The organism is Streptomyces griseoloalbus, assembly GCA_014650015.1.
Taxonomy (GTDB): Bacteria; Actinomycetota; Actinomycetes; order Streptomycetales; family Streptomycetaceae; genus Streptomyces; species Streptomyces griseoloalbus.
Window position 1 is genome coordinate 75004 of record BMUD01000018.1, and the last position, 22348, is coordinate 97351.

The window sequence follows — 22348 nt, forward strand, 5'->3', positions numbered from 1 at the left end:
TGCTGTCGCCCGTCCCACGGCCGGTTGCCGTGTGCTCCTGGGCCGGTTGCGGTGTGCTCCTGGGCTGGTTGCGGTCCGTCCCTCGGCCGGTTGCGGTGTGCTCCTGGGCTGGTTGCGGTCCGTCCCTCGGCCGGTTGCGGTGTGCTCCTGGGCTGGTTGCGGTGTGCTCCTGGGCTGGTTGCGGTGTGCTCCTGGGCTGGTTGCGGTGTGCTCCTGGGCCGGTTGCGGTGTGCTCCTGGGCTGGTTGCGGTGTGCTCCTGGGCTGGTTGCGGTGTGCTCCTGGGCCGGTTGCGGTCCGTCCCTCGGCCGGTTGCGGTGTGCTCCTGGGCTGGTTGCCGTGTGCTCCTGGGCCGGTTGCGGTCCGTCCCTCGGCTGGTTGCCGTGTGCTCCTGGGCCGGTTGCGGTCCGTCCCTCGGCCGGTTGCCGTCTGCTCAAGGACCGGTTGCCGTCCGTTCCACGGGCTCAGGCCGCGCCGAACGCCGTGAACGCCCAGCCCGTGGCGCGGTGCAGGGCGTCGGCCGGCTGGGTGGCGCGGGCGTCGCGCAGGGACTCGGCCAGGGAGAGACCGGCGTCCAGTCCCTTGTGGAGGGCGACCATCAGCGGTACCACCGCCGCGTCGTTGACCGGCGCGCTGCACGCCACCACGCCCGCCGTGCCCAGCGGCAGCAACGCGGTGACCAGGCCGAGGAGCTCGTCGGCACCCACGGTGGCGAACCGGGCGGTGTCGCAGCAGGACAGGATGATCCGGTACGGGCTGCGGGCCAGCCGCTCGAAGTCGTGCACGATGAGCGGCCCGTCGGCCATCCTCAGCGAGGAGAACAGCGGACCGTCCGCACGGAACGAGCCGTGCGCGGCGATGTGCGCCAGCCCGGCCCCGTCCAGCTCCCCGAGGACACGCGGCACCGCGGCGTCGTCGTGCTCCAAAACCGTCGCCCCGCCGTAGCGGTCGGCCAGCACCGGCACCTCCGCACCGCCGGTGGCCAGGCCCGGGCCGCGCACCAGTACCTGGCGGCCCCCGGACGGCGGCGCTGTCTCCTTCGCGCGCAGCCAGCTGCTCGCCGACGGCGACACACTCAGCACCCGCTCCCGCAGTGAGGGCAGCAACGCCCACGGCACCCGGTGCAGCCGCCCCGGCGGCACGATCACCACCGGACCGTCGCCCAGATGCGCCGCGGCCGGCCCCAGCAGCAGCTCCTCCAGCCGCCGGCCCGCGGCCTCCACCACCGGCAGCCGCGCCTCCGCCCCCGGATGGGCCAGCCGCCGCAACCCCGCCTGCACATGCTCGGCCTCGGTCTCCGCCGCCGCCAGCGGCCCCGCCTCGAACCGCCGTACCCGCCCCCGCCCGCACAGCAGCACCTGCACCCGCCCGTCGAGCACGGCGAGCTCCACCAGCTGTCCGTCGTCGCTGCCCAGCCGCTCCAACAGCCGGCCGACGTCGAAGCGGTCCCCGCCGTCGGGAGCCTCACCGCGCATGTGCAGGGTCCGTGAGCGGATCTCCCGTTCCAGGCGACGCTGTTCCCGCTCCAGTGCGGGCACCGGCTTGCCCTCCATACGGGCCTCCTCCGCGCGGGCGGCGATCTCCCGGTAGGCGGTCATGCCGCTGAGCAGCGCGGGGTCGGCCGGTGGCCGGGTGGGCGGGGTGGACAGGGCGGTCGCCCGCCAGCGTTCGCTCCACACCATCAGCCGCCGCGGCCCGCCCGAGACCAGACTGGCCCGCTGGGCGAGGGCGGCCAGTTCCGCGCCCTGCGCGGTGGCACGGGCCCGCAGTTCCGAGGCGCCCAGCGTCATCCGGTGGTCGTCGAGCACGTCGAGACCGCGCCGGCAGGCCTCCAGCACCCCCCGCGGGGAACCGGCGGCCTGCGCGCGCAGCGCCTGCGCGGCCCAGCCCGTCATCCGCGCCAGCGGCGGCCCGTTGTGCCTGCTGCGCGCGGCGAACGCCAGATGCCGCTCCGCGTCCGTCGTCCACCCGAGGTCCAGCGCGATCCGGCCCGCGAGCAGAGACGCCTCGGGCGCGGCCGGAGCGCCGAGCGCGACCAGTCTCTCCGCCACCGCCGCCGCGTCCGCGACCAGCCGGCCCGAACCGCGTCCGGCCGCGTGCCGGGCCCCGATCAGCACCAGCCGCGCGTGCGTCTCCCACCAGGTGCGCCGCTGCCCCGCGAACAGCCGCACGGCGAGCGCCGCGCGTGCGATCGCCGTCTGCGGATCGTCCGCCAGCCGGGCCGCCCGCGCGGCGGCCAGCAGCAGTTCCGCCTTGCGCGTGGACTGCCCGCCGATCCCGTCCAACGCCCTGATCGCCGCGTCCGCCTCGGCCAGCGCCTCCACGGGCAGCCCGGCGGCCATCAGCACCTCGCAGCGCCGGATGTTCAGCATGAACGTCGGCGTGCCCAGCTTGGCGTACCGCTCCTCCGCCTCGTCGAGCAGCCTGAGCGCGGCAGGGATGTCGCCCGAGCGGAACGCGGCCAGCCCCCGGCTCTCCACGGCGTCCGCCTTGTCGTGCTCCTGGCCGGTGGTGTCCCACAGCGCCTCGGCCGCCGTGAAGTCGGCGTCCGCCCGGTCCACCGAGCCCAGCGCCAGGTGCACGGTCGCCCGCAGCGTCAGCGCACGCGCCGTCCAGATGACGTCCTCGGCCTGCCGCAGTACGGGAATCGCCCGCCGTACGTCCTCCAGCGCTTCCTTGTGATGGCCCAGCACCCACCACGCGTACGCCCGCCGGAACAGCACCCGGGCGCGGGTGTGGCCGGTGCCGCGCTCGACACCCCGCCGCAGCGCGTCCATCCCCTGCCGGGTGCGCCCCGCGTGCACCAGTGCGACCCCGAGCGTGGCGAGGACGTCCGCCTCCCGCTCGGCCGAGTCCGCGCGCGCCGCCCAGGCGCGGGCCCGCCGCAGATGGCTCAGGGCGAGCCGCATGTCGCCGAAGTCCCGCTGCCAGATACCGATCACCTGATGGGCGACGGAGGCATGCAGGGCCCGGGGGCGGTCACCCAGCACCTCTTCCGCCCTCGCCAGCGCCTCACCCGGGGCGGCGAACACCATCGGCAGCAGTTCCAGCACCGTGTCGCTTCCCGCTGTCACCCCACGATGGTAGTGGTCCGCAACCACGCACCACAGGTGTGACGTTGTATCAAACGACCGCTCCAGGGCTCTGTATCACGACAGCTCCGCGGCCCCGGCCGCCATCTCCCCGGTGGAGGACATGCCATGGCACCACAGCGATTCCGCGAGCAGTTCGCCCAGATCCAACGCACGATGCCCGGCGTCCCCCTGGCGATGGGTCCGGACGACGCGGGCGAGTTCCTCTACGAGAAGGGTGTCGTCCTCGCCCGCGACGGAGAAGAGGCCCGCGTCGTCGAGGACACCGTGCGACAGCACTTCACCACGTTCGCCGGGCTCAGCGCGGACCAGGTGCGCCGGGCCGGCCCGGCGACCAACCGCTCCGGCATCACCCGCATCCAGGTCGCCGACCCGGGACAGGGCGACGGCAGCGGCGACCCGGCGGTCGCGGGCGCACTGCGCGCGCTCTCGGCGACCGAGGGCCGCGCCGGGCGCCGGCTGATCAGCCGCAACCACGTGGTGTCCATCGCGGTCAACGCCTGCCCCGGCGACGAGCCCGTACCCGTGGCGCCCGGCGGGCAGCCCAACCCGGCCGCGGCCGAGGCCGCCCACGACCCGGACAGCGCCGTACGTGTCCTCGTCATCGACACCGGCCTCATGCACGACCACCGCTCCTACCCGCTGCTCGCCCACACCCGCGGCGACGCCCAGCTCGAGGAGTGCGGCGAGGACGGCGCACTGAAGCAGTACTGCGGCCACGGCACGTTCATCGCCGGACTCGTCGCCGCCGTCGCCCCCAACACCGACATCACCGTCCGCGGCACGCTCAACGACGCCGGCGCCATCCTGGAGTCCGAGTTCGGCGAGAAGCTCTTCGAGGCCGTCGACCGGGACGGCTGGCCCGACGTCATCAGCCTGTCCGCCGGTACCTCCAACGGCCGCACCGACGGCCTCCTCGGCGTCGACGCGTTCATGCGGGAACTCCGTGAGCAGCCCACCCTGCTGGTCGCCGCCGCCGGCAACAACGGCAGCGCCACCCCCTTCTGGCCCGCCGCCTACGCCGACCTGCCCGGTTACGAGAACGCCGTGCTGTCCGTCGGCGCGCTGCGCGGGGACGGCGAATTCGGCGCCTGCTTCAGCAACCACGGCGGCTGGGTGAAGGCCTACGCCCCCGGTGAGCGCCTCACCAGCGCCCTCACCGGCTTCGACACCCCCGTGCCGTACGTGTACCAGCACTCCACCTACGACAGCTGCCGCTACGGCTTCACCTACCCCTGCACCTGCCACCACCCGCGCCACACCGGCGTACTGAGTGAGGACGGCGGCTCCGCCAAGCCGGACCAGGTGATGTTCGAAGGGCTCGCGCAGTGGAGCGGAACGTCGTTCGCCACGCCCGTCGCCGTCGGCATGATCGCCTCCCTCATGACCGCACAGGCGCAGACCGACCCGCGCAAGGCGCGTCGGCAACTGATGGACACCACCACCGAGGTCGCCGAAGTGCGCGGGGCGCACGTCCCGGCGCTCCTTCCGCCCACCTGGCGGCCGGTGCAGATCTCACCCCCCTCCGCACGGGCATGAGGAGCGGAGTGGTCCCCTCCGCGGCGTACGATGACGTGCCGTACACGAGGGGTGGGACCGTGGAGCGTAACGAAGTCGGCGCGTTGGTCCAGTCCGCTGTCGACGGTGACGCGGCGGCCTGGAAGGCGATCGTGGAAGGGCTGGGCCCACTGGTGTGGTCCGTGGTGCGCGCGCACCGGCTCTCCGACGCCGACGCGCACGAGGTCTACCAGACGGTGTGGTTCCGGTTCACCCAGCATCTGGGGCGGATCCGCGAACCGGAGAAGGCGGGCTCCTGGCTGGCCAGCACCGCGCGCCACGAGTGCCTGAAGGTGCACCGCAACGCGCGTCGGCTGATGCTGACGGACGATCCGCAGCTGCTGGACCGGGTCAGCGAGGACGGTACGCCGGAGCAGTCGCTGCTGGAGACGGAGGAGGCGGCCGCGCAGAGCGAACGCGTGCGGCGACTGTGGCAGGAGTTCGAGGAACTGGGCGAGCGGTGCAGGCAGTTGCTGCGCGTTCTGATCGCGTCGCCGCCGCCCAGCTACCAGGAGGTGTCCGCCGCGCTCGACATCGCGGTGGGCAGCATCGGGCCGCTGCGCCAGCGCTGTCTGCGCCGGCTGCGGGCCCGGCTCGAGGCACGGGGGACCTTGTGAACGACATGAGCGACATGAACGACGACGCCGGGTTCGACGCGGATCCCGGCGAGGACTTCGACACCGGGCTGCTGGAGGAGGAACTCCGGCAGGCGGCGGCCGTCCTGGACCCGCTGCCTCCGGCGCTGCTGCAGATCGCCGTCGACGCCTACGCGCTGCACGACCTCGACGCCCGCGTGGCCGCGCTGACCTTCGACTCGCTCGTCGACGCCATCCCGGTCAGGGGAGTGACGGACGCGCCGCGCATGCTCACCTTCAACGCCGGCGAGGTGACCCTGGACGTCGAGGTGACCGCGCAGGGTCTGATGGGCCAGGTGCTGCCGCCCCAGTCGGCCCGCATCGAGGTGCTCGGGGGGCCGCAGGCCGTCACCCCGCTCGCGGCCGACGACATGGGCCGTTTCACCGCCGACACGCCCCCCTCCGGGCCGTTCGCCCTGCGCCTGCACACCGGCGGGGACGTGGTCGTGACGGAGTGGCTGCGCGCCTGAGCCCTTCGGGCAGGGGCGAGGGAGGCGGGGCCGGGTCTTCGACGACGTGACCTCGCCCTCGTCCCTTCCGTGCCGTGTCGGCCGACCGATCCACCGCGCCGCGAACCGTCGACCGACACCCTGCCGGCTTCCGCTCCGCGCCGGGTTCCGCGCCGGGCCACGCCCGTCCCCGTGACATGGCCGCCCCCGTGACGTGGCGGTCCCGAGCCGGGTGGGTGTGGAGTCCGCCCGGCGGAAGCGGAAGGCCGGCGGGCGGCAGAGGCAGCGGAAGCCTGCCGGGCCCGCGACTGTGCGCTGTCGCCGGGACCGTGCCGCCGTGGTGGTGGCGTCAGCGGGAGACGGCGTCGACGAGTGCGGCGAGTGCCGAGCCGAGCCGGTGCAGCCCCGGCCCCGCGGGACCGCCCGGTTCGGACATGTACGTGTCCCGGCGGATCTCCACCATCAGCGCGGTCACCTCGGCCCGCTTCCCGTAGAACTCCAACGGTACGTACGTCCCGGCGAACGGGCTGTCCAGCCCGGTCTCCCCGCACGGAGCGAACGCCTCACGTGCGGCGGCGAGCAGCCCCGGCGGGGTGTGGAAGGAGTCGGTGCCCAGGCAGACCTCCGGCCGCGGCCCCTCGCCGTGCAACTCGTAGGGCAGCGGCGCGCTCGGATACGAGTGCACGTCGATGATCACGGCCCGCCCGGTCGCGGCGAGCCGGTCGGCGACCGCTTCCGTCATCGCCCGGGCGTACGGACGGAAGTACCGCTCGATCAGCGGCCCGGCGTCGAACCCGTCGGACCGCAGCACGTCCTTGTGCGTGGTCCGCGTGTAGACCGCGCCCATCCCGACGGCCAGCATCTCCTCCCGCTCGTCCGGAAACCGCTCCGGATCGACGACCAGACGCGAGAGCCGGTTCACGAACCGCCACGGCGCGACACCAGCCGCACGGACCGCCGCCTCCGCGATCCCGGCGGTGTGGGCGTCGGTGATGTGGTCCAGCTCCCGCTCCAGCGCGGCGTCCTCCAGCACGATCCCGGACCGCACATCACCCGGTATCTCCCGCGCGGAATGCGGCACATGGAGGATCACGGGGGAGTCCGGAGCACCGGCAAGGAACGCGAAGGACGGCGGCACATCGGTCATACGGTTGCTCCCAGGGCGTTGTCAGTGGTGCACGACATGACCAAGGTGCCACACGGCACTGACATCGCTGCTGGTCCCCGATTTCCGGTGGTCGTGCCCCGGGCACTGACCGACGCCCTGCCGGCCCCGTGCCGGGACGGCAGGCGGACACGGCTCCGCCCCGGCCGGGCGCGTGGCCGGGCCGGGGCGGAGTGCGAAGGCGCCCGGACCTACGTCAGCTCAGGGACGCCAGCGCCTCGTTCCACGTGGCGGACGGGCGCATGATCTCGGCGGCCTTGGCCGGGTCGGGCTGGTAGTAGCCGCCGATCTCGGCCGGCTTGCCCTGGACGGCGTTCAGCTCGTCGACGATCTTCTGCTCGTTCGCGGCGAGCGTCTCGGCGAACGGACCGAAGGCCTTGGCCAGGTCCGCGTCGTCGGTCTGCCGGGCCAGCTCCTGCGCCCAGTACAGGGACAGGTAGAAGTGGCTGCCGCGGTTGTCGATGCCGCCGACGCGACGGGTCGGGGACTTGTCCTCGTTGAGGAAGGTCGCCGTGGCGCGGTCGAGGGTGTCGGCGAGGACCTTGGCGCGGGTGTTGCCCGTGGTCGCGGCGTACTGCTCCAGCGACGGCACCAGGGCGAAGAACTCGCCGAGCGAGTCCCAGCGCAGGTAGTTCTCCTTGACCAGCTGCTGCACGTGCTTCGGCGCCGAGCCGCCCGCACCCGTCTCGAACAGGCCGCCGCCCGCCATCAGCGGGACGACCGACAGCATCTTGGCGCTGGTGCCCAGCTCCAGGATCGGGAACAGGTCGGTCAGGTAGTCGCGCAGCACGTTGCCGGTGACGGAGATGGTGTTCTCGCCGCGGCGGATGCGCTCCACCGACAGCTTGGTCGCCTCGACCGGGTTCAGGATCCGGATGTCCAGGCCCTCGGTGTCGTGCTCGGTGAGGTACTGCTTCACCTTGGCGATGAGGTTGGCGTCGTGGGCGCGGTCCTCGTCCAGCCAGAAGACCGCCGGGTCGCCGGTGGCGCGGGCGCGGGTGACGGCCAGCTTCACCCAGTCGCGGATCGGGGCGTCCTTGGTCTGGCAGGCCCGGAAGATGTCACCGGCGGACACGGCCTGCTCGAGGACGGTGTCGCCGTTCCGGTCGACCAGGCGGACCGTACCCGTGGTGGGGATCTCGAAGGTCTTGTCGTGGCTGCCGTACTCCTCGGCCTTCTGCGCCATCAGACCGACGTTCGGGACCGAGCCCATGGTGGACGGGTCGTAGGCGCCGTTGGCGCGGCAGTCGTCGATCACGGCCTGGTAGACGCCGGCGTAGCTGGAGTCCGGGAGCACCGCGAGGGTGTCGGCCTCCTCGCCGTCCGGGCCCCACATGTGGCCGGAGGTGCGGATCATGGCCGGCATGGAGGCGTCGACGATGACGTCCGAGGGGACGTGCAGGTTGGTGATGCCCTTGTCGGAGTCGACCATGGCCAGCGCCGGGCCCTCGGCGAGCTCGGCATCGAAGGACGCCTTGATCGCGGCGCCCTCGGGCAGGGACTCCAGGCCCTTGTAGATGCCGCCCAGACCGTCGTTCGGGGTGAGGCCGGCCGCGGCGAGCTGCTCGCCGTACCGCGCGAACGTCTTCGGGAAGAAGGCGCGCACCACGTGGCCGAAGACGATCGGGTCGGAGACCTTCATCATCGTGGCCTTCAGGTGCACGGAGAACAGCACGCCCTGCTGCTTGGCGCGGGCGACCTGCGCGGTGAGGAACTCGCGCAGCGCGGCGACCCGCATCACGGAGGCGTCGACGACCTCGTCCTTGAGGACGGGTACGGACTCGCGCAGCACGGTGGTGGTGCCGTCGTCACCGACCAGCTCGATACGCAGGGCGCCGTCCTCGGCGACGACGACCGACTTCTCGGTGGAGCGGAAGTCGTTCTCACCCATGGTCGCCACGTTGGTCTTGGACTCGGCGGTCCAGGCGCCCATGCGGTGCGGGTGGGTCTTGGCGTAGTTCTTCACCGAGGCGGGGGCGCGGCGGTCGGAGTTGCCCTCACGCAGGACCGGGTTCACGGCGGAACCCTTGACCTTGTCGTAGCGGGCGCGGATCTCGCGCTCCTCGTCGGTCTTCGGGTCGTCCGGGTAGTCCGGCAGCGCGTAGCCCTGGCCCTTGAGCTCGGCGATCGCGGCCTTGAGCTGCGGGATCGACGCCGAGATGTTCGGCAGCTTGATGATGTTGGCCGCGGGCGTCTTGGCCAGGTCACCGAGCTCGGCGAGGGCGTCCGGGATGCGCTGGTCCTCGGTCAGGTACTCCGGGAACAGGGCGATGATGCGCCCGGCCAGCGAGATGTCACGCGTCTCCACGGTGACACCCGCCTGAGAGGCGTAGGCCCGGACCACCGGCAGGAAGGAATACGTCGCCAGGGCGGGGGCCTCGTCAGTGTGCGTATAGATGATGGTCGAGTCAGTCACCGGGTGCTCCGCTCCACGTCTGCAACATTGCTCGACATCAAGATATCTTGTGACGGCCCCCGGCTCGACAGGGGTCCACGCCGAGTTCCGGGCAACCTCCCGCCACGATCACGCGGGTCGTGGCGGGAGATCGCCCGCCGGGACCCTCAGACCGGCCGGCCGGTGGTCATGTCGTCCGGCGCGGGCTCGGTGTCGCGCTGCTGGGGGATGACCACCGCGCCCTGCTGGAGCGCCACCGTCCGAGCGGGCGACGGGATGCGGATGCCCTCCTCGCGGTAGCGGCGGTGCAGGCGCTTGATGAACTCGTGCTTGATCCGGTACTGGTCGCTGAACTCTCCGACGCCCAGGATGACGGTGAAGCCGATACGGGAGTCACCGAAGGTGTGGAAGCGCACCGCCGGCTCGTGTTCCGGCACGGCTCCCGTGATCTCGGTCATCACCTCGGCGACGACGTCCATGGTGACCCGCTCCACCTGTTCCAGGTCACTGTCGTACGACACCCCGGCCTGGACCAGGATGGTCAGCTGCTGCTCGGGCCGCATGAAGTTGGTCATGTTCGTCTTGGCGAGCTGGCCGTTCGGGATGACCACCAGGTTGTTGGACAGCTCACGGACGGTCGTCTGGCGCCAGTTGATGTCCTCGACATAGCCCTCCTCGCCGCTGCTCAGCCGGATGTAGTCACCCGGCTGCACGGTCTTGGAGGCGAGGATGTGGATGCCCGCGAACAGGTTGGCGAGCGTGTCCTGCAACGCCAGCGCGACCGCCAGACCGCCGACGCCGAGGGCGGTGAGCAGCGGGGCGATGGAGATGCCCACCGTCTGCAGCCCCACCAGGAAACCGATCGCCAGGACCAGGATCCGGGTGATGTTCATGAAGATCGTGGCCGACCCGGCGACACCGGAGCGGGACTGGGTGACCGAGCGCACCAGCCCCGCCACCACCCGCGCCGCCGCGACGGTCGCGGCGAAGATGACCAGCAGGGTCAGCGTCTGGTTGACGTTGTGCTGCACGGTCCGGGTCAGCGGCAGCGCCGCCGCCGCGGTGGCCGCGCCCGCCGCGAGTGCCGCCCACGGCGCGATCATGCGCAGCGCGTCCACGGCGACGTCGTCCCCGCGCCAGCGGGTGCGGTCCGCGTGCCGGCCCAGCCAGCGCAGCAGCATCCGCAACAGGAACGCCGCCAGCAGGCCCGCGGCGAGGGCGATGCCGGCCAGCACCAGATCGTCCATGGTGAGCGCGCGGGTCACCGCTCACCTCCGGCGAACACTGCGGCCAACGGCCCTATGTGAAGTCGTGTCACGTGTCGTCACCTGCTCGTTCGCTACCGGATGTACTCGGGCGCCGGACCGTCCGGCCCGCGGTCGGCACGATCGCTCATCCTGCCGCATCCCGAAGGGCGGTTCGTACCGGCCTCGGCCTCGTCCCGCGTTCGTTCCGCCCTGATCCCGGTCTCGCCCCGCCCTGGTTCCGGCCTCCTTCCGGCCTCACGGATCCGTGAACGGGCCGTGCCGTCCCACCCCGCCGGTCAGATCACCTTCAGCCGCACCAGCGCACCCAGTGTCACCGCGCCCGGCACCAGCGGCAGCCACACCGTGATGACCCGGAAGACCAGCACCACCGCCGTGGCGACCGCCGCGGCCCCGCCCACCGCCACCAGCGCCACGACCAGCGCCGCCTCCACCGAGCCCAGCCCGCCCGGCGTGGGGACCAGCGCCACCGCGACCGTCGCCGCCAGATACGCCACCGCCATGTGGGCGGGCGGCACCGACAGCCCGAACGCCCGTCCCACCAGCACCAGCGAGGCCGCCTGCAACGCGGGGAAGGCCAGCGCCCCGCCCCACAGCGCCAGCGCCCGGGAGGGCAGGGCGTGCACCGACCGCGCCTCGCCCAGCGCCGTCCGCAGGAACGACCACACCGCCGCCCGCAACCGCCGTACGGCCGCGAGCACACCCGCCGCGACGAGCAGCACCGCACCGACCGCGAGCAGCAGCGGGCCGAACCAGCCCTCGGGCAGCAGCGATGCGAACCGCAGCGCGCCCGGGAACGCGACGAGCAGGGCGGCCAGCAGACCCACCCGGCCGACGGACTCCGCCAGCAGATACAGGGCCAGGGCGGCCGAGGAACGGGCCGCGGGCAGCCCGCACACCGTCATGAACCGGAGATTGACCGCGCTCGCGCCCAGTCCCGTGGGCAGCAGATGGTTCGCCGCGCCCGCCGCGAACTGCGTGACCAGCAGCCGCCGTGCGGGGAGCCGTTCGGGGACCGCGCCCTGCCGGGTGCACGCGGCCGCCACCCAGGTCAGACAGGTCGCGCCGGCCGCGGCCAGCAGCCAGGGCCACCGGGCGGTCCCCAGCTGGGCGAAGCCCTCGGCCAGCACCGACCGGTGCTGCACCGCGACCACGGTCACCAGCAGCAGCGGCAGTACACACAGGATCCGGCGGATCGTCCCCGTCACGGCCACCGAGCCTGTCCGCCGCGCGCCAACGGCGGGTTGCGGCCGGCCGGACGGCCGGTGACGGCTGGGCGGCGGCCGGTGGCGCGGGACGGCGCCGTCGTTGACCTCAATCATGCTTGAGGTACTACCGTCTCGGACATGAGCATGGAGACCACCGCGTGGACACAGCTGCGCAGCGTCATGACCGCCGAGGACGAGCACCGCCCCGTCACCCGGGCGACGCTGCGCCGCATCGGCGCCTTCGCCCGCCCGCACCGCCGCCGTCTGACCCTGTTCGTGCTGCTCGGCACGGCGACCGCGGCGCTCGCCGTCGCCACCCCCGTACTCGCCGGGCGCGTCGTGGACACGATCGTGTCCGGCGGCGACGAGGCCACCGTCGTCCGTCTGGCCCTGCTCATCGCGGTGATCGCGGTCGTGGAGGCGGCACTCGGCGTACTCGGCCGGAGGCTGTCCGCGGCACTCGGCGAGGAACTCATCCTCGACCTGCGGACAGCGGTGTTCGACCACGTGCAGCGGATGCCGGTCGCGTTCTTCACACGCACTCGTACGGGTGCGCTCGTCTCCCGTCTCAACAACGACGTCATCGGCGCCCAGCGGGCCTTCAGCAACACCCTGTCGACCGTGGTCGGCAACCTGGTCACCCTGGTCCTCACCCTCGCCGTGATGCTCACCCTGTCCTGGCAGATCACCCTGCTCGCGCTGGTGCTGCTGCCGGTGTTCGTGCTGCCCGCGCGGCGCATGGGCCGCCGCATGGCCGGTATGCAGCGCGAGGCCGCCACCCTGAACGCGGCCATGGGCACCCGGATGACGGAGCGGTTCTCCGCGCCCGGCGCCACCCTGGTGAAACTGTTCGGGCGTCCGCAGGAGGAGTCGGAGGAGTTCGCGGTGCGGGCCCGCCGGGTGCGGGACATCGGCGTACGCACGGCCACGGCGCAGACGGTGTTCATCACCGCGCTGACCCTCGTCTCGGCCCTCGCCCTGGCCCTGGTCTACGGCCTCGGCGGCTGGTTCGCCCTGCGCGGCGCCCTGGAACCCGGCGCCGTGGTGGCGCTGGCGCTGCTCCTCACCCGGCTCTACGCCCCGCTGACCTCGCTCGCCGGTGCACGGGTGGAGGTGATGAGCGCGCTGGTCAGTTTCGAGCGGGTCTTCGAGGTCCTCGATCTCGAGCCGCTCATCCAGGAGAAGCCGGACGCGCGGGAGGTGCCCGAGGGCCCGGTCTCCGTCGAGTTCGACGACGTCCGCTTCGGCTACCCGCCCGCCGACAAGGTCTCCCTGGCCTCCCTGGAGGAGGTCGCCTCCCTCGACCCGCGCGGCGGCGACGAGGTCCTGCACGGCATCTCCTTCCGTGCCGAACCCGGGCAGACCGTCGCCCTCGTCGGCTCCTCCGGCGCCGGCAAGTCGACCATCGCGCAGCTGTTGCCACGGCTCTACGACGTCGACGCCGGAGCCGTCCGCGTGGGCGGCGTCGACGTCCGCGACCTGACCGCCGGCTCACTGCGCGCCACCCTCGGCATGGTCACCCAGGACGGCCACCTCTTCCACGACACGGTCCGCGCCAACCTGCTGCTCGCCGCCCCGGACGCGAGCGAGCCCGACCTGTGGGACGCCCTGCGCCGGGCCCGTCTCGACGACCTCGTACGGTCCCTGCCCGACGGTCTCGACACGGTGGTCGGCGAGCGCGGCTACCGGCTCTCCGGCGGCGAACGCCAGCGCATGACCATCGCCCGGCTGCTGCTCGCCCGCCAGCGCGTCGTCATCCTCGACGAGGCCACCGCCCATCTGGACAACACCTCCGAGGTCGCCGTCCAGGAGGCCCTCACGGAGGCCCTCGAGGGCAGGACGGCGGTCGTGATCGCGCACCGGCTGTCCACCGTCCGCGCCGCCGACCTCATCCTCGTCGTCGAGGCCGGGCGGATCGTGGAACGCGGCACGCACGCACAGCTGCTGGCAGCCGACGGACGCTACGCCGAACTGCACCGCACCCAGTTCGCCGCCCGGGCGCAGGAGCACGAACCGGACCACGACCGCGGCGCACCGGCGGCGGTGTAGATCCCTCACGAGGGCCCCGCGCGGGGAGCACCCACGGCCGGCCGCGCACCGCGCCGCCGCCGACTCCGGAACAACCGGGGTCGGCGGCGGCGCTCGCGTGTGCCGGCGGCTTCGGGGGACCGCTCGGCGTCACTTCCTCCCGCTGGTGGTCCTGGCCCGGCCCGGGCGCTCCCCGGCGCCGGACGTCGCGCGCCCGGAAGCGCCCCGGCCCCGGCCCCGACCGCGGCCGTCACCGCCGGCGCCGGTGTACGCGCCGAGTTCGACGGCGAGCGGCGAGGCGGTCAGGACCGACGAGTACGTGCCCACGCCGACGCCGATCAGCAGGGCGAGCGCGAAGTCGGTGAGCGAGTCACCGCCCAGCAGGGCCAGCGCGGCCAGGATGAAGATCACGCCGATACCGGTGTTGACCGTGCGGGGCACCGTCTGCAGGATCGCCCGGTTGGTGACCTGGGCCAGGGGCGCCCTGGCGTCCTTCCGCCACAGCTCGCGGATCCGGTCGAAGACCACGACGGAGTCGTTCACCGAGTAACCGATCACGGTGAGCAGCGCGGCCAGGAACACGCCGTCGATCGGCTTGCCCAGCCAGGCGAAGATTCCGGTGAGGATCACCACGTCGTGTGCCAGGGCGGCCACCGCCCCCGTACCGAACATCCAGCGGAACCGGACGGCCAGGTACAGCAGCTGCGCGCCGAGTGCCAGACCGAGCGCGATCAGCGCGTTGCGGCGCAGCTCGTCGCCGAGGCTCGGGCCGATCAGCTCGTCGCGGACCTTCTCCGCCCCGCCGCCGGCCTCGTCGATGGCGTCGGCCACCTCGACGGCCTGCGCGTTGGTCAGCTCCTCGGTGCGCACCGTCAGCCGGTTCTCCCCGGAGGACTGCACGACGGCCTGCGGGAAGCCGGCGTCGGCGAGGGCGGCGCGGGCCCGGTCCGGGTCGACGGCGGTGCCGGTGGAGTACTCGATCAGCCGGCCGCCGGTGAACTCCACACCGAAGTTCAGCCCGCGCACCGCGATGCCCGCGCCGGCGACGACGAGCACGACGGCGGACATCGCCAGCCAGCGGCGCGGGCGCCGCATCAGCTGGGGGTCGCGGCGGGTGAGGTACGCACGGACCCGGCCGATGGAGGCCAGACCGGTGATCCCGGGACGGCGGTGCACCCGGCGGCGGGCGACGGCGAACTCGGCGAGAACCCGGGTGATCACCAGGGCACTGATCATGGAGGCGAGGACACCGATGCCCAGCGTGACACCGAAACCCTTCACCGGACCGGAGGCGAGCACGAACAGCAGCGCCGCCGCGATCAGCGTGGTGACGTTGGAGTCCGCGATGGCACTGAAGGCGCCCTTGAACCCGGCGGTCAGGGCCGAGCGGCCGCTGGGCCGGTCGCGGGCACCGTACTCCTCCCGGGCCCGTTCGAAGACCAGCACGTTGGCGTCCACGGCCATACCGATGGCCAGCACGAAACCGGCGAGGCCGGGCAGGGTCAGGGTCGCCCCCAGAGCCGCCAGACCGGCGTAGGAGATGACGCCGTAGCAGAGCAGGGCCAGCGTCGCCAGGACGCCCATGAGCCGGTAGACGACGATGATGAAGAGCGCGGTCAGGGCGGTGCCGACGACGGCCGCCCAGGCACTGGCCTCGATGGCCTCGGCGCCCAGCGTCGGGCCCACGGTCCGCTGCTCCACCGTCTCGACCGGCACCGGCAGGGCGCCGCCGTGGACGAGGAGGGCGAGCTCCTTGGCCTCGTCGCTGGTGAAGGAACCGGTGATCTGGGTGGACCCTCCGGTGATGCCCGCGCCGCAGGACACGGACGGGTCGACCTGCGGCGACGAGATGATCTTGCCGTCCAGCACGATCGCGACCCGGCGCTGCGGATCGCCCGCCGGGTGGCAGGCGGCCTCACCGGTCAGCCGGGCCCACCCCCGGCCGTCCTCGAAGTCCACGGTGACGTGCCAGCCGGCGCCGCTCTGCTGGTCGAAGAGGGCCTCGGCGCCCTTCACGTCCTGGCCGGTGAGCGACGCGCTGCCCAGCCGGAGCCGCTCACCGGACTCGTCGGGCAGGAGGCGTTCGCCCTTCCCCTGCGGCTCCCCGGACGCGGCGGCGGCGCCGAGCACCGGGTGGACGGAGAGCTGCGCGGTACGGCCCAGGACGTCGGCGGCCTTCCTCGGGTCCTGGACGCCGGGCAGTTCGACGATGATCCGGTGGTCACCGGAGCGGACGATGCTCGGTTCGGCGACGCCGAGCGCGTCGATGCGGCCGCGCAGGACCTCCAGGGTGCGGTCGGTGGCCTCGACGTCGGCCTCGGCGGTGTCGGTGGAACGGGTCTCCAGCACGATCTGGGTGCCGCCCCGCAGGTCGAGCCCGAGACGGACCGGGACGGTGGCGGCGATGAACACGGATACGGCGATCACGGCGAACGCGAACAACGCCCTGACGCGGGCGGGACGTTTCACAGATGCCTCCAGCAGGCACGCGGAAAGGAAGGAAGAGGGGGATCTCAGGTGCTGGAGGCCGTGGGCGGAGCCCGCCCCGGATCGAACGGCATGTGCGCGGCGGCGGGCGGCGCATGCCCGGCCACCGGCGCGGGACGCGCCGGGCGGGGCGGAATCGGCGGTGTGTGCGCCGCGGTGAAGGGCAGAGGACCGGCGAACCCCGTGCGCTCACCGGTGTCCCGCTCCGGCCTGGCGAGCAGGGTGCGGGCACCGACGTAGGCGTCGTCGCTGTAGGGACGGGTGTCGGTCGAGTACGTCGCGGGGGAGGGGGACGCGGGGGAGAACGGTGCGGTGGCCGGGGCCGGGGCGGTGGGGACGAGCGCGGTGCCGATGGTGAACCCGGCGGTCAACAGGACGGCCGCGAGCGCGGCGAGGGCCGCGACGGCGCGGAACGGGAAGCGGGCGGTGCCGAGCGGGAAGCGGGCGGCGCGGAACGGGAAGCGGGCGGCGCGGCCCCGCCGGTCGGTGGTCAAGGTTCGACGAGCCCGGCGCGGATGGCGTACCGGGTCAGTTCCAGGCGGTCCCGCAGCCCCAGCTTGTGCAGCAGGTTCTCGCGGTGCCGCTGCACCGTCTTGACGCTGATGAACAGCAGCTCGGCGATCTCCTTCGACGAGTGCCCCTCGGCGACGAGCTTGAGCACCTCCTCCTCGCGCGGGGTCAGCAACTGCTCGGGCGCCTCTTCCCCGTGCCGCACCCGGTCGAGGTAGTTGCGGATCAGGGCGGTCACCGCGCCCGGGTACAGGAACGGCTCGTCCCGCATCGCGGCCCGGCAGGCGGCGACCAGATCGCGGTCGGCGACGGACTTCAGCACGTAACCGCCGGCCCCGGCCTTGAGCGCCTGGAACAGATACTGCTCGTTGTCGTGCATCGTCAGCATCAGAATGCGCAGCCCCGGCCTCAGCGCGGTCAGCTCGCGGGCGGCCTGCAGACCGGTCAGCCGCGGCATGGCGATGTCCAGGACGGCCAGGTCGACGTCCTGGGTGCGGGCCATGGCGATCGCCTCCGCACCGTCACCGGCCTCGGCGACCACCTCCAGGTCCGGCTCCCGGTCGAGGATGAGCCGGACCCCGCGCCGCACCAGCGCGTGGTCGTCGGCGAGCAGAATCCGGATCGTCGTCCCCGGCCGGTGGCCGTCGTGGGTGTCCTGGTGGGTCATGACTGCTTCCTGACGGCGGGCACGGTCAGCCGGATCCGGGTACCGGTTCCTGGCACGGAGGTCCCGTCCGGGCTCGAGATGTCCAGGGCGGCCCCGATCAGCAGGGCCCGTTCCCGCATCCCGCGGAGCCCGGCACCCTCCCGTGCGGCACCGATGCCGCGCCCGTCGTCGCTCACCTCGAGGACGACGCACGCGTCGGCACCGCGCAGGCTCACCTGCACGCGCCGCGCCTCGGCATGCCGCGCGGCGTTGGTCAGACCCTCCTGTGCCACACGGTAGATCACCAGCTCCGTCTCGTGGTCGAGAGCGGGCAGATCGGAGTCGAAGCGGCGCAGCACGCGCAGCCCGGTGTGCGTGGCGAACTCGGTGGCGAGCGAGGTGACCGCACTGACCAGGCCGAGATCGTCCAGTACGCCCGGACGCAGCCGGCGCACCAGCCGGCGGACCTCGTCGAGGCTTCCCCGGGTGATCTCCTGTGCCTGCTGGAGTTCACCGCGCAGCGGCTCGGACGCCTCGTCCGAGGCCCGCTTCAGGGCCAGCAGCACGGCCGTCATGCTCTGCCCGACCTCGTCGTGCAGCTCCTGGGCGATACGGCGCCGCTCGCCCTCCTGGGCGAGGATCGCGCGGGCACTGCTCGCGACGCGCTCCCCCTCCAGCCGCTCCAGCATGGAGTTGAAGGTGCTGACCAGCTCGGCGACCTCACCGCCCCCGCGCACGGGCAGCCGCTGGCCGGGACGCAGCAGGTCGACGGTGGTCATCAGCCGGGTCACCCGGTCCAGCGGGGCGAGCCCGATGCGCAGCAGGGCCGCGTTGGCGACGAGCATGACGCCCAGCCCGGCGACGAGGATCACCGCCTCGGTGAGCAGCACCGGAACGGACACGGTCACCGGAGCCCACAGCAGCAGCGCGGTGGCCGTGCCCAGCACCACCGCGTTGAGCCCGAAGATCCGCCAGTACAGGGACACGGAGGTCACGCCTTCCTCTTTCTCGTCTGCCTCTACTGTCGGTCACCGTGCGCCCTGATGCGGCAGCGGCCTCCTGGTCCCGGCGGACAGCGGCCAGCGTGCACGGACCGGGCGGGCCGCGTCGATGGGCCCCGTGCCCCATTTCCGCCTGCCCGCCCGACCCATGCCGTGCGGGGTGGGTCCCCGGACCCCGCACAGATGGGTACCGCGCCCGATGGGCCCGGAGCGAGGAACGGGCGAGGGTGAGGACATCACCCGTACGTCACCGAGGAGGACCCCGTGTCGCTCGACCTGCCCCGCACCGACCCCCGCACCGAGATCCGTGTCGCCTCCCCGGCCGCCGACGAGGTCAGGCAGCGCCTCGAACACGCCCGGTCGACCCGGGTGGCACAGCTCAAGGCCCTCGACGAAACCGGGCAGAGTCCCGACGACCACCTGATGTCCACGCAGAAGGACGCCATCGAGCGGGTCCTGGCGGAGATCGACGAGGCCTTCGCCCGCGTCGACGACGGCACCTACGGCGTCTGCCTGGGCTGCGGCAAGGCCGTGCCGCCGGAGCGGCTGGAGATCCTCCCGCACACCCGGCACTGCGTCACCTGCCAGCGCCGCGCGATCTGACCCTTCGTCCCGTCCTTCGCTCCCGCTCTGCCCAAACCCAAGGGGTGCAGTGGTGTCCCACCAGACCATCGGCGAGCGCGACACGGTCCTCACCCCCGAGGACCTCGCCGCGCTGCGCGAGAACCTGAACGAGCAGCGGCTGTTCCGGCAGGAGCAGCTGCGGCAGTTCGCCGCCGGCTCCACGAGCCGTGCCGACGACCGGCGCCTGCGGGCGAACGCCGCCCGGATCGAGGTCGGCGTCCAACTCGCCGCCTCCGCCCGCATGGTGCTCGCCGACGTCGAGGCGGCGCTCGCCCGGATGGACTCCGGGCGCTACGGCGCCTGCCACCTGTGCCGCCGTCCCGTCGAACGCCACCGCCTGCTGATCGTCCCCCAGGCCCGCTACTGCGGGCGCTGCCAGCAGGTCAGGGAGGCCGGCCGGTGACCGTGATCCGGCATCCCCGACCGGCATCCGCACGGCACCGGCAGTGGCCGCTGTGCCGGCGCTGCTCAGGTCTCGCGCTCGACCTGGGCAGCGCCCGCACACGCGCGTGGATCGCCGGGCGGGGCATGGTCCTCGACGTGCCCACCGTGACCTTCCCCGGCACCGGTGCCGTCCATCCCGTCCAGCGCGGCACGATCGTCGACACCGCCGGTACGGCCCGGATGCTGGACCGGCTGCTCGGGCACCGGCTGCCCCGGTTCGGCCGCCCCCTGGTCGTCGTCACGGCGCCGGTCCTGGGCGGGCTCCCCTTCCGGACCGCCGCCCGTACGGCCGTCGGGATCCTGCGCCCGCGCGCCGTACTCACCGTCCCGGGCGCGCGGGCGGTGGCCCTGGCCGCGGGCGCCGACCACGTCCGGCCGTTGCTGGTCGTGGACATCGGCGCCCACCTGACCGAGGTGGTGCTGCTCGCCGACGGCGCGGTCACCGACGCCCGCCGCACCGCGCTGGGCACCGACGACCTCACCGACGGCACGGCACCCGGCGAGATCACCGAAGCGGTCGTCGACATGGTGACCGCGATGCTGCGGCAGGACCGTACCGCGCTCACCCGCGTCGCCCTGCGCCGAGGCGTCCTCCTGGCCGGCGGGGGCGCGCTGCGCCCCGACATCACCCGTGATCTCCCGGGCGGACTCGGCTGCCCGGTCCAGCCGGTGCCGTCCCCGCACACGGCCGCCGTCCGGGGCGCCGCCGGCCTGCTCGCCGCGGCGCACCACCACCCGTCGCTCACCGGAACCGTCTGACCCGTCCCGCCGCCGTCTGTATCCCGACACCGAAAGGAGCCATGTCGTGGCGGGCGAGACACCTCCCGCGCAGCCACCCCCCGGCCCTCCCCCACGCCCCCTGTTGTGGCGCTGGCGGCACAACCCGCTGCGCCGCCGCACCGACGCACTCCAGGCCTGGGCCGGTCTCGCGCTGCTGATCGCCGTACTGGCCGTGGCGCCGGTGGCCGCCGCCCTCGTGGGCGACGCCGCCCGCCGCCATTACGAGGACACCGCCCGCCATCAGACCCTGACCCGGTACGAGACGACCGCGACCCTGACCCGGGACGCCCCCCGTCACCCGGAGCCCGGCTCGGACGAGGAGAAGAGAACCCGCTACCCGGTCGAGGTCCGCGTGGTCACCCGCGACGGGCGGACCCGCACCACACGGACGGAGGTCCAGCCGGGGCTGACCGCCGGCACCACCGTGCGCGTCTGGATCACGGCCGACGGCGAGGCGACCGGCCCGCCGCTGACCCGCAAGGAGATCCGCAGCCGCACCATGGGCTGGGCCCTTCTCGCCGCCATCGGCGTCGCCCTCACCGGCGCCGCCGCCCACGCCCTGACCGGCCTCGCCCTGCGCCGCCGCAACCTGGCCGACTGGGACACCGCCTGGGCGGAGACGGCCCCGCGCTGGACGACACCCATGTGAGCCGGGAGGGCGAGGTCACGAGTGACGGGACACCATCCCCGTGAACTGCCGGAGTCGGGCAACGCGTTCGCCGTACGTGCCGCACCTGCGGGGGTTCGGCGGGGGCGGAAGTCCCGGTCGCGTCCCATGACGACGACCCGGCGATCCGGGGTTTCTTCGAAACTTTCGTCGTCTTTGCATCGAGGTTCGATGCGTACCCGACGCTCGCCGTGGCACCCTGCGGCTCAACCGGTTCAGTGATGGCGTTGAGCTGTGATGACGCAGATCCACTCGTCGATTTGATCACTCGAAGATTTCGAAATCTTCACCGAAACTGTTGACGGTCGACGCGCGCAGGCCAACACTGTCCGGCATTGACCTCCCCACCGAGCCGTCACAGGAGGCGCACCACATGAACGTGGCCGTTCACCCGAAGAGCCGCAGACGCGGCCGCCTGTTGCTCAGCGTCAGGAGTGTCTGGACCATCGCGCTGGCCGCCGTCACCGCGCTGCTCCTGACCGCCACCACCGCCACCGCCGCCGTCACCACGAACCAGACCGGCACCAACAACGGCTGGTGGTACTCGTTCTGGACCGACTCCCAGGGAACCGTCTCCATGGACCTGGGATCCGGCGGCAACTACAGCACCCAGTGGAGGAACACCGGCAACTTCGTCGCCGGCAAGGGCTGGAGCACCGGCGGTCGCAAGACCGTCAACTACTCCGGCTCCTTCAACCCGTCCGGCAACGCGTACCTGACGCTCTACGGATGGACCACCAGCCCGCTCATCGAGTACTACATCGTCGACAACTGGGGCACCTACCGGCCCACCGGCGAGTACAAGGGCACCGTCACCACCGACGGCGGCACGTACGACATCTACAAGACCACCCGGTACAACGCCCCCTCCATCGAGGGCACCAGGACCTTCGACCAGTACTGGAGCGTCCGGCAGTCGAAGCGCACCGGCGGCACCATCACCAGCGGCAACCACTTCGACGCGTGGGCCGGCAAGGGGATGAACCTGGGCAACCACAACTACATGATCATGGCCACCGAGGGCTACCAGAGCAGCGGCAGCTCCAACATCACGGTGAGTGAGTCCGGCTCCGGCGGCGGAGGCGGTGGTGGCGGTGGCGGCGGCAACAACGGCGGCTGCAACGCGACGCTGTCGGCCGGCGAGAAGTTCGGCGACCGCTACAACCTCGACGTCTCGGTGAGCGGCTCCAGCAACTGGACCGTGACGATGAGGGTCCCCTCCCCGGCGAAGGTCTCCTCGACCTGGAACGTCAGCGCGTCCTACCCGGACAGCCAGACCCTCGTCGCCAAGTCCAACGGCAGCGGCAACAACTGGGGCGCGACGATCCAGACCAACGGCAACTGGACCTGGCCGACGGTCTCCTGCAGCGCCGGCTGACCACCGTCCGAGGAGGACC

Annotated in this window: 18 protein-coding genes; 9 read left to right on the top strand and 9 right to left on the bottom strand. The window is 72.8% G+C overall.

Annotation, left to right across the window (positions count from 1 at the left end):
* Positions 1–462 precede the first annotated feature (462 nt).
* A complete protein-coding gene (locus tag IE178_RS25275; RefSeq protein WP_193513943.1) occupies positions 463–3033 on the bottom strand; it encodes a CHAT domain-containing protein in 2571 nt (856 codons plus the stop codon).
* 165 nt (positions 3034–3198) lie between these two features.
* Here IE178_RS25275 and IE178_RS25280 point away from each other — a divergent pair, with 165 nt between their 5' ends.
* From IE178_RS25280 to IE178_RS25290, 3 genes are read left to right on the top strand one after another with little or no spacing between them, the layout of a single operon-like run.
* On the top strand, positions 3199–4629 hold the full coding sequence (locus IE178_RS25280) for a S8/S53 family peptidase (RefSeq protein WP_184762448.1): 1431 nt from the start codon (positions 3199–3201) through the stop codon (positions 4627–4629).
* 59 nt (positions 4630–4688) lie between these two features.
* Positions 4689–5264 carry an RNA polymerase sigma factor gene (locus tag IE178_RS25285; RefSeq protein ID WP_184762449.1) on the top strand — a complete coding sequence of 192 codons (576 nt, stop codon included), beginning with the start codon at positions 4689–4691 and terminating at the stop codon, positions 5262–5264.
* A gap of 5 nt (positions 5265–5269) precedes the next feature.
* Positions 5270–5752 (top strand): hypothetical protein, encoded by a 483-nt coding sequence (locus IE178_RS25290; protein ID WP_193513875.1) that lies wholly within the window; start codon positions 5270–5272, stop codon positions 5750–5752.
* 328 nt (positions 5753–6080) lie between these two features.
* Here IE178_RS25290 and IE178_RS25295 read toward each other — a convergent pair whose 3' ends face one another.
* From IE178_RS25295 to IE178_RS25310, 4 genes are all read right to left on the bottom strand, one after another.
* A complete protein-coding gene (locus IE178_RS25295) occupies positions 6081–6878 on the bottom strand; it encodes an N-formylglutamate amidohydrolase (RefSeq protein WP_193513877.1) in 798 nt (265 codons plus the stop codon).
* Positions 6879–7092: 214 nt separating this feature from the next.
* Positions 7093–9312 carry an NADP-dependent isocitrate dehydrogenase gene (locus tag IE178_RS25300; RefSeq protein ID WP_193513878.1) on the bottom strand — a complete coding sequence of 740 codons (2220 nt, stop codon included), beginning with the start codon at positions 9310–9312 and terminating at the stop codon, positions 7093–7095.
* A gap of 146 nt (positions 9313–9458) precedes the next feature.
* Positions 9459–10556, bottom strand: a complete 1098-nt coding sequence (locus IE178_RS25305) for a mechanosensitive ion channel family protein (RefSeq protein WP_184762453.1) — start codon at positions 10554–10556, stop codon at positions 9459–9461.
* A 278-nt stretch (positions 10557–10834) separates the two neighbouring features.
* Positions 10835–11764: a lysylphosphatidylglycerol synthase transmembrane domain-containing protein gene (locus IE178_RS25310; protein WP_318280233.1), complete on the bottom strand. Its 930-nt coding sequence runs from the start codon at positions 11762–11764 to the stop codon at positions 10835–10837.
* A gap of 144 nt (positions 11765–11908) precedes the next feature.
* On the opposite strand from IE178_RS25310, the gene IE178_RS25315 reads away from it, so the two are divergent.
* A complete protein-coding gene (locus tag IE178_RS25315; RefSeq protein ID WP_193513944.1) occupies positions 11909–13813 on the top strand; it encodes an ABC transporter ATP-binding protein in 1905 nt (634 codons plus the stop codon).
* A gap of 129 nt (positions 13814–13942) precedes the next feature.
* Here the strand turns inward: IE178_RS25315 and secD are convergent, their stop codons facing one another.
* The 4 genes from secD to IE178_RS25335 are packed head-to-tail and all read right to left on the bottom strand — an operon-like array spanning position 13943 to position 18421.
* Positions 13943–16261: a protein translocase subunit SecD gene (gene secD, locus IE178_RS25320; protein ID WP_193513880.1), complete on the bottom strand. Its 2319-nt coding sequence runs from the start codon at positions 16259–16261 to the stop codon at positions 13943–13945.
* A 44-nt stretch (positions 16262–16305) separates the two neighbouring features.
* Positions 16306–16773, bottom strand: a complete 468-nt coding sequence (locus IE178_RS25325) for a hypothetical protein (protein WP_193513881.1) — start codon at positions 16771–16773, stop codon at positions 16306–16308.
* A complete protein-coding gene (locus IE178_RS25330) occupies positions 16770–17456 on the bottom strand; it encodes a response regulator (protein ID WP_193513882.1) in 687 nt (228 codons plus the stop codon). Before IE178_RS25330 ends, IE178_RS25325 begins: the two co-directional genes overlap by 4 nt.
* Entirely contained in the window at positions 17453–18421 is a 969-nt protein-coding gene (locus IE178_RS25335; protein WP_184762833.1) for a HAMP domain-containing sensor histidine kinase, read from the bottom strand. The genes IE178_RS25330 and IE178_RS25335 overlap by 4 nt, the downstream gene beginning before the upstream one ends.
* 279 nt (positions 18422–18700) lie before the next feature.
* Here IE178_RS25335 and IE178_RS25340 point away from each other — a divergent pair, with 279 nt between their 5' ends.
* The 5 genes from IE178_RS25340 (at position 18701) to xynA (ending at position 22329) form a co-directional block, all read left to right on the top strand.
* On the top strand, positions 18701–19039 hold the full coding sequence (locus tag IE178_RS25340) for a TraR/DksA family transcriptional regulator (protein WP_193513883.1): 339 nt from the start codon (positions 18701–18703) through the stop codon (positions 19037–19039).
* 52 nt (positions 19040–19091) lie between these two features.
* Positions 19092–19463, top strand: coding sequence for a TraR/DksA family transcriptional regulator (locus IE178_RS25345; RefSeq protein ID WP_318280234.1), 372 nt, complete (start codon positions 19092–19094; stop codon positions 19461–19463).
* Positions 19460–20263: a rod shape-determining protein gene (locus IE178_RS25350; protein WP_193513885.1), complete on the top strand. Its 804-nt coding sequence runs from the start codon at positions 19460–19462 to the stop codon at positions 20261–20263. Before IE178_RS25345 ends, IE178_RS25350 begins: the two co-directional genes overlap by 4 nt.
* 46 nt (positions 20264–20309) lie before the next feature.
* The gene (locus IE178_RS25355; RefSeq protein ID WP_193513886.1) at positions 20310–20933 is read left to right on the top strand and encodes an Rv1733c family protein; all 624 of its coding nucleotides are present in this window, start codon (positions 20310–20312) and stop codon (positions 20931–20933) included.
* Between the two features lie 391 nt (positions 20934–21324).
* The gene (xynA, locus tag IE178_RS25360) at positions 21325–22329 is read left to right on the top strand and encodes an endo-1,4-beta-xylanase XynA (protein ID WP_193513887.1); all 1005 of its coding nucleotides are present in this window, start codon (positions 21325–21327) and stop codon (positions 22327–22329) included.
* Positions 22330–22348 lie beyond the last annotated feature (19 nt).